Annotated in this window: 1 protein-coding gene; it reads right to left on the reverse strand. The window is 73.1% G+C overall.

Annotated elements, in window-relative coordinates; all coding sequences use genetic code 11:
* The coding region (locus ABTZ94_RS33815; protein WP_351206672.1) for a non-ribosomal peptide synthetase at positions 1-9,165 on the reverse strand (9,165 nt) is incomplete at both ends.

The raw sequence follows: 9,165 nt of genomic DNA on the forward strand, positions 1-9,165 counted from the left end.
GGCCCGTAGGCGTTCACCATGCGTCGGCCCGGCGCCCAGCGGTCCACCAGGGCGGCGTCGGTCGCGTCACCGCCCACGATCAGCGTCGTGAACTCGGGCAGGTCCATCACCGGAACCGTGGCCAGCGCCGCCGGCGGGATCAGTGCGTGCGTGATCCCGCGGTCCGCCAGCACCCGGCCCAGTGCTTCGTCCGCCAGCGGACCCGGCGGCGGAACCACCAGCGCCGCACCCCACACAAGACTCATGCACAGTTCGAGCACCGACGCGTCGAAGCTCGGCGACGAGAACTGCAGCACCCGGCTTCGCGGACCGACAGCACACCGCTCGGCCAGCACCGTCGCGAAGGCCGACAGTCCCTGGTGCGAGACCGCCACGCCCTTCGGACGTCCCGTCGAACCCGACGTGTAGATGACATACGCCGGATGGCCCGTGACCAGCCCCGTCGGCCGGTCCTCGTCCACCGGATCCGTCACCGGCCCGGCGTCCGGGTCCAGCTCGTCCAGGAGCACCCGCGCAGTGGTCGAGGACACCGGCACGCGGTCGGCGTGTGCGTGGCCGGTGAGCAGCAGAGCCGGCCGGGCATCGTCGATCATGTAGGCGATCCGGTCGGCCGGGTAGTCCGGGTCCACCGGCAGGTACGCGCCGCCCGCCTTCATCACCGCGAGCTGTGCGATGACGATGTCCACCGAGCGCGGCAGCAGCAGAGCGACGATCCGCTCCGGACCCACACCCCGCCCGATGAGGTGGTGCGCGAGCCGGTTGGCCCGCTCGTTCAGCTCCGCGTACGACAGCGAACCGTCGTCGGACATGACCGCAGGCGCATCCGGAGTACGGGCCACCTGCGCCTCGAACATCGCCGGGAACGTCATGGGGTCGATGGGCCGGCGGGCACCGTTCCAGGTGTGGAGGACGCGTTCCCGCTCGGCCTCGGTGACGTTGTCCAGTCGGCCGACCGGGCGGTCCGGTTCGGCCGTGATGCGGGCCAGCAGGTCCGTCAGCCGGTCGGCCATGGCCTCGGCCCGGCCGGCCGGCAGCAGCTCCGGCCGGTGGTTGAGGCGGAGTTCCAGCCGGTCGCCCGGCAGGACGACGAACGTCACCGGATAGTGGGTGGCGTCGCGGCCGTCGATGTGGGTGATGTCCAGCGCCCCGGGGGCCCGCAGCTTCTCCGGGTCCAGGGGGTAGTTCTCCAGCACGGCCAGCGTGTCGAAGAGTTCGCCGTGACCGGCGATGCGCTGGATCTCTGACAGGCCGAGGTACTGGTGGTCCATCAGCTCCAGTTGCTCGGCCTGCAGACGGGTGAGCAGTTCCGTGACGGTCTCGTCGTGGCGCAGCCGGACCCTGACGGGCAGGGTGTTGATGAAGAGACCGGCCATCGACTCGATGCCCGGGACCTCCGGGGGACGGCCGGAGACCGTGGCGCCGAACACCACGTCCTGACTTCCGGTAAGTCCGGCGAGCGTCAGTGCCCACACACCCTGGATCAGGGTGTTGAGGGTGAAGCCGTGCCGGCGGGCCAGGGCCGTCAGCTCGGTGGTGGACTCCTCGGAGAGCCACCGGGAGACCCGGCCGGGCGTCACGGTGGAGTCGGAGACCCCCGGCACGAGCAGCGTGGACTCCTCCAGCCCGTCCAGCGCGGTGTGCCAGGCCCGCCGCGCCGGCCCGTCGTCCAGGCCGGCGCACCACGCCAGGTAGTCGGCGAAGGCCGGGGCCGGGGGAAGCACCGAGGTGTCCCCGCGGTTCTCGTAGAGCGCGAACAGCTCTTCGAGCAGTACGGGCATCGACCAGCCGTCGAGCAGGATGTGGTGGTTGGTGAGAAGGAGCCGGTGACGGTCGGCGGCGAGCCGGACGAGGGTGAAGCGGATCAGCGGTGCGGTGGTCACGTCGAACCGGGCGCTGCGGTCCGTCTCCATCACCCGGTCGAGCTCGGCGGCGCGCTTCGCCTCGTCGAGGTGGCTGAGGTCGATGTCGGCCCAGGGCAGCTCCACGGCATTCGGCACGAGCTGCACGGCGTGCGGCAGCCCGTCCTCGCGGAAGCAGGCCCGCAGGTTCGGGTGCCGGGCCAGGAGTCCGGCAGCCGCGGCGCGCAGTGCCGTGACGTCCAGGGGGCCGACGAGGTCCATGTGGAGCTGGACGTTGTAGACGTCCGGAGCGCTGTCGTCCAGCAGGCTGTGGAAGAGCAGGCCCTCCTGGAGCGGGGCCAGCGGCAGAACGTCGGCGAGGCCGGGCCGGTCGGCCTCCAGCATGTCGATGTGCTGCTGTTCCAGGGAGACGAGCGGCAGGTCGGAGGGGGTGAGGCCGCCGGTCGGGCCGGCCTCGCCCGTCAGGGCGGCGAGCCGCCGCAGCGCCTCGAACCAGAGCCCGGCCAGCTCGCGGACCTCGGACTCCTCCAGGATCTCGCCGGCCCAGGTCCAGGTGGCCACGAGGTGCGGCCCGTCGGGGCCGTCCTGGGTGACAGCGTTGATCTCCACGACGTGCGGCACGGCCATGTCGTCGTCGGCGCCGCCGCCGATCACACCGGCCTCGCCCGTCGGGGCCCAGTCCCCGTCGCCCAGGGAACCGAAGCGGCCCAGGTAGTTGAAGCCGATCTGCGGGGCCGCCAGGCCGTGCAGCAGCATCGCGGTCTGCGGGTTGAGGTGGTGCAGCAGCCCGTGGCCGACGCCGCCGTCGGGGACGGCCAGCAGCCGTTCCTTGACCCGCTTGACGGTCTCGGCGGGGTCCTGCCGGCCGTCCGCGTCCAGGCGTACGGGATGCAGGCTGGTGAACCAGCCGACGGTACGGGAGAGGTCCGCACCGGTCAGCGATTCGTCGCGGCCGTGGCCCTCCAGGTCGACCAGCAGCCCCGCGGCCGTGTCGTGGCCGCGGCGGCGCCGCCACTCGGTGACGGCGAGGGTGAGCCCGGCGAGCAGGACCTCGTCGACACCGGTGCGGAAGTCCGCGGGCACGCTGGTGAGCAGCGGTGCCGTGGTCTGCGACGGGAGGGTCAGCGAGAGGCTGCGGGCGGTGGCGACGGTGTCCCGGCGGGCGTCGAGCGGCCGGTCGCCGAGCGGGGCGTCGGGCGCGGCGAGCATGTCGGTCCAGAATTCGAGCTCGTCGAGCCGGTCCGGTTCCTGGGCGAGCGCGGTGAGCTGCTCGGCCCAGCGGCGGTAGGAGGTGCCGACGGCCAAAAGACGTGGGGCGCGCTGCTCATGGACGGCGTCCCAGGCGGCAGACAGGTCGGGCAGCAGGATCCGCCAGGACACTCCGTCGACGGCCAGGTGGTGCACGGTCAGCAGCAGCCGGCCCGTCGTGTCCGGTCCGGCGTCGAACCAGACGGCCCGTAGCACGGCGCCGTCCTGGGGCGCCAGCGCGGCCCGGGTTCGGGCCGCGTGGTCGGCGACGAGCTCCCCGAACGCCTCGTTCCACGTACCGTCCGCGGGGACACGGGAGAGCACGGACGCCGCCGTGACGCTGCCGCGATCGGCCACTTCCAGGCCCCAGAGCGGTCCGCGACGGGTCAGGCGCACCCGCAGCATGTCGTGCCGGTCGAGTACGGCCTGGAGGGCGGCGGCGAGTCCCTGCTCGGTCACCCCGGCGGGGGTCCGCACCAGTACGGACTGGCTGAAGGCGTCGATGGTGCCGGGCCTGGTGCGCAGCCAGTGCATGATCGGGGTGAGCGGCAGCGGGCCGAGGCCGTCGTCGGTGTTCTCCTGCGCGGCCTCCTCCCGCGGGTCCCCCTCGGTGGTACGGGCGATGACCGCCAGGGCGGCGGCGGTGCGGTGGACGAAGACCTCCCGCGGTGTGATGACGAGGCCGCGGGTACGGGCCCGGGAGACCAGCTGGATGGAGACGATGGAGTCGCCGCCCAGATCGAAGAAGCTCCTCTCGGCGCCCACCGCGGGCAGGCCGAGCACCTGGGCGAACAGCTCGCACAGGATCTGCTCCCGCTCCGTCACGGCGGCCCGGCCGGTGTCGGCGGGTGTCCCGGGGGCGGGCAGTGCCGCACGGTCCAGTTTGCCGTTCGGGGTCAGCGGCAGCGCGTCGAGCACGACGACGGCGGACGGCACCATGTGTTCGGGAAGTTCCCGGGCGACCGCGGAGCGGAGCTCCGCCGGGTCGGCCGCGGCGCCCTCGGGCACCGCGTAGGCCACCAGCCGGCGGGGGCCGGCGGGCTCCTCGCGCACCACGACGACGGCCTGGGCGACCTGCGGCAAAGCGGTGAGCACGGACTCGATCTCGCCCAGCTCGATCCGGAAACCGCGCACCTTGACCTGGTGGTCGGCCCGGCCCAGGAACTCGAGCTGGTCGTCGTGGTTCCAGCGCACGACGTCGCCCGAGCGGTACATCCGGGCGCCGGATCGGCCGAACGGATCGGCCACGAAGCGGTCGGCCGTCAGGTCCGGGCGGCCCAGATACCCGCGGGCGAGACCGGCGCCGGCGATGTACAGCTCGCCCGCGACGCCGGGCGGCACCGGCCGGAGGTTGGCGTCCAGGACGTACACCTGTGCGTTGACGACCGGGCCGCCGATGGGCGGCAGTCCGCCGCCGCTGAGGGGGGCGCTCATCGTCGCGCAGACCGTGGCCTCCGTGGGGCCGTAGGCGTTCACCATCCGGCGGCCGGACGACCAGCGCTCGACCATCTCACCGGCGGTGGCCTCACCCGCGACGACCAGCGTCGAGACCGAAGAGAAGTCGCCGGGGGCGGCGGCCCCGAGGACCACCGGCGGCAGCGTCGCGTGGGTGACCCGGTGCCGGGCGGCGAGCGCCGCCAGTGCCGGGCCGGGGGTGACCTCTTCCGCGGTGCCCACGACCAGGGCCGCCCCGGACAGGAGCGCCATCGCCAGCTCCCAGAACGCGGCGTCGAAAGAGGGCGAGGCGAACTGCAGCACACGGCTGCCCTGCCCGGCGTCGAAGCGCTCGGTCTGGGCGGCGATCAGACTCGCCGCGCCGGAGTGGGTGACCACCACGCCCTTCGGACGGCCGGTGGAGCCGGAGGTGTAGATCACGTACGCGGGGCTCGTGACGTCCGCCGGGTTGACGGGCGCGAGGGGCCCGGCGAGCTCGTCCGGCTGGTCGACCAGGAACCGCGGTACGTCACCGGGGATCGCGTCCGCCGCCGCCGATGTGGTGATGACCAGCGCGGGGCGGGAGTCCTCCAGCATGTAGGCGACGCGGTCGGCCGGATAGTCGAGGTCGACCGGCAGATAGGCGGCGCCCGCCTTGAGGACGGCGAGCACGGACACGACGAGCTCCGCCGAGCGCGGCACCGCGACGGCCACGATCCCTTCGGGGCCGATGCCCCGGCCGGCCAGCACGGCCGCGAGCCGGTCGGTGCGCTCGTCCAGCTCCGCGTAGGTCAGTACGAGGTCGCCGAAGAGTACGGCCGGGGCGTCGGGGGTGGCGGCGGCCTGCGCGGCGAACAGCTCCGGGAAGGTGTCGCACGGGATGTCGCGCGCGGTGTTGTTGACTCCGCGCACCAGGTGTTCGTACTCGGCGGCGGGGAGGATGTCGATCCGGCCCACCGGCTCCTGCGGGCGGTCCGCCCAGAACTCCAGGACCGCCTGGAGGCGGCTCACCAGGTGCCGGACGGCATCGGCGTCGAACAGGTCGGGCCGGTAGTTGATCCGCAGGTGCAGCCGCTCGCCGGGCATCACGGCGAGGCTCAGCGGGTAGTGCGTGGCGTCCCGGCCGTCGATGGCGGTGACGGCGAGGCCGGGCACCCTCAGCTGTGCCGGGTCCAGCGGATAGTTCTCCAGCACCGTGATGGTGTCGAAGAGTTCGCCGATCCCGGCGATCCGCTGGGCGTCGGCGAGCCCGAGGTGCTGGTGCTCCATCAGCCCGGCCTGCTCGTCCTGCAGCCGGGTCAGGAACGCGACAGAGCTCTCCCCGGGCACGATCCGGACCCGCACCGGAAGGGTGTTGATGAACAGGCCGACCATCGACTCCACGCCGGGGACCTGGGCAGGCCTGCCGGAGACCGTACCTCCGAAGACGACGTCGTCGCGTCCGGTGAGGCGCCCCAGTAGCACGGCCCAGGCGCCCTGAAGCAGGGTGTTGAGGGTGAGGCCGTGCTCGCGCGCGGTGCCCAGGAGCCGTGCGGTCAGGCCGGCGGGCAGGTCGGTCAGCAGCTGGTCGGGGGTGACCGGCTGCCGGTCGGGGACGGCGGGGGCGAGGAGGGTGGGCTCCTCGAGCCCGCGGAGCGCCTCGCGCCAGACGCTCGCGGTGGCGGACGCGTCCTGTTCGCCCAGCCAGCCGAGGTAGTCCCGGTAGGGCGGGGTGCGGTCCGGGGTCCGGCCCGCGTAGAGGTCGAGGAGTTCCCGGACGAACAGCGGCATGGACCAGCCGTCGAGCAGGACGTGGTGGTGCGTGAAGACGAGCCGGTGCCGGTCGTCGGCGAGCGCGACCAGCAGGAAGCGCATCAGCGGAGGGGCCGCCAGGTCGAAGCGGCTGTTCCGGTCCTCGTGCAGCATCCGGTCCAGGACGGTCTGCTGCTCGGTCGCGTCGAGGTGGCGCAGATCCTTCTCCGCCCAGGGCAGTTCCACCGACTCGGGGATCACCTGGACGGCGTGGTCCAGCCCGTCGAGCCGGAAGGCCGCCCGCAGACCGGGGTGCCGGCGCAGCATCTCCTCGGCCGCGCCCCGCAGGGCCGCGGCGTCCAGCCGGCCCTCCAGGTCGTAGAAGAACTGGACGGTGTAGACGTCCGGTCCGCCCTCGTCGAACAGGGTGTGGAAGAGCAGTCCCTGCTGGAGCGGCGTCACCGGGAGGATGTCGGCGGTCGCCGGGTGCGCGGCCTCGATGCTGCGGATCTGCTCCTGGGTGAGCCGTACCAGCGGCACGTCGGAGGGGGTGAAGCCGCCCGCTCCGGGCTGCGAGGACGCGGCCACGACCTCCCGCAGAGCCTGGAACCACAGGTCGGCCAGGCTGCTCACCTCTGCCTCGGTGAGCAGGCCGCCGGCCCAGTTCCACACGGCGGTGAGCACCGGGCCCGCGGCGGTCTCCTGGGTGTACGCGTTGAGGTCGACGGTGTGGGCGACGGGCATCGACGGGTCGTCGGCGCCCATCAGCGCGCGCTCCCCGGCCACCGGGGCCCAGTCGCCACCCGGTGAACCACCGATGCGGCCGAGGTAGTTGAAACCGATCTGCGGAACCGGCAACCCGGAGAGCACGGCCCCCGCCACCGGATGCAGATGACGCAGCAGACCGAAGCCGATCCCGTTGTCCGGCACCGCCCGCAGCTGCTCCTTGACGCGCCTCACCGCGTCCCCGGCACCCTCCCCGCTCGCGTCCAGACGCACCGGGAACAGACTGGTGAACCAGCCCACCGTCCGCGACACGTCCACACCTTCCAGCACGTCCTCCCGGCCGTGCCCCTCCATCTCCAGCAACACCTCACCGGCGTCCACACCACGCGCCCGACGCCACCTCGGCACCGCCAGCGCCAGCCCCGCCAGCAGCACCTCGTGCGCACGGGCACGGAACACCCGCGCCACCTCACCCAGCAGCGCCGACGTCTCTCCCGCCGGCAACGACACCGAGAGCGACCGCACCGTCGCCGCCGTGTCCCGCACCGGGTCCATGGCACGGCCGCCCAGCAGCGGATCCGGCCCGGAGGCGATGTGCTGCCACAGCTCGGCCTCGGCGACCCGCTCGGGGCGGTGGGCCAGCTGGTGGAGTTCACGGGCCCAGGTCCGGAAGGAGGTTCCGTAATGGGGGAGTACGGGAGTGCGTCCGGCGGCGGCGGCCTGCCAGGCCTCCGCGAGGTCGGACAGCAGGATGCGCCAGGAGACACCGTCGACCACGAGGTGGTGGGCGACCAGCAGCAGCCGGCCGGGCGTCTCGTCCCCGGCGTCGAACCACACGGCCCGCAGCATCATGCCGTCGTGCGGGGCGAGTTCGGCGACGGCGGCGCGGGTCCGCTCGTCGAGCAGCTCCGAGGGGAGGCCGGCGGCCGTGTCAGGGATGCCGACGCGCCGCAGAATGTCCCGGGACTCGACCGTGCCCGCCGGTGCCACCTCAAGGGTCCATCCACCGTCCCCGGTGGCCACGGCACGCGTCCGGAGGGCGTCGTGGCGCTCCAGCAGTGCCTGCAGGGCCGCGGCGAGATGCTCCTGCCGCAGACCGGCGGGGACCTGGACGAGGGTGGACTGGTGGTACTGGTCCATGGTGCCGCCGCGACCGGCGAGCCAGTGGATGACCGGGGTGGCGACGAGCGGGCCGACGGGCTCGTCCCGCACCGCTTCGGCGGCGGCCGGAGCGGTGGTCGCGACGCCCGCCAGGGCCGCCGGGGTGCGGTGCTTGAAGATGTCACGGGTGGTCAGCCGCAGTCCGGCACGGCGCGCGAGGGTGATCAGCTGGATGGAGACGATGGAGTCTCCGCCCAGGTCGAAGAAGTTGTCGTCCGGGCCGACGGTGGTTATGCCCAGCGCCTCGGCGAAGACGGCGCAGAGGGTCTCCTCCATCCGGGTGGCGGGGGCACGGCCGGCGGTACGGGTGGCCACCGCGGGGGCAGGCAGTGCCTTCCGGTCGAGCTTGCCGTTGGCGGTCAGCGGCAGGACGTCGAGCGCGACGAACGCGGCGGGCACCATGTAGTCGGGCAGCTGCGCGGCCAGATGGTCCCGGAGTGTGGCCTGGTCGCAGTCGCGGCCGTCGGCCATGACCGCGTAGCCCACCAGTCTTCTGTCGCCGGGCCGGTCCTCGCGGACGACGACGGCCGCCTGCACGATGTCGTCGTGGGTCTGGAGGCAGGCCTCGATCTCGCCGAGCTCGATGCGGAATCCGCGGATCTTGACCTGGTGGTCGGCGCGGCCGACGTACTCCAGCTCACCGTCGTCCCACCGTGCCAGGTCACCGGTGCGGTACATCCGGGTGCCGGGCGGACCGTACGGGTCGGCGACGAAGCGCTCGGCGGTCAGGTCGTGCCGGCCGAGGTAGCCCCGGGCCAGGCCCGCGCCTGCCACGTACATCTCACCGACGACGCCCGGTGCGGCGGGCCGCAGGGCGGAGTCCAGCACGCGTACCCCGAGGTCGGGGATGCCCCGGCCGATGAGGCTGCCCGTGGCGGACTTGGCGGTCAGCTGGTCCAGGGCCCGGTAGCTGACGTGGACGGTGGTCTCGGTGATCCCGTACATGTTGACCAGCCGCGGAGCGTCCTCACGGTGCCGGCCGTACCACTCCTCCAGCCGCCACAGA

Origin of the sequence: Streptomyces sp. NPDC002785 (assembly GCF_040295565.1) — a bacterium.
Taxonomy (GTDB): domain Bacteria; phylum Actinomycetota; class Actinomycetes; order Streptomycetales; family Streptomycetaceae; genus Streptomyces.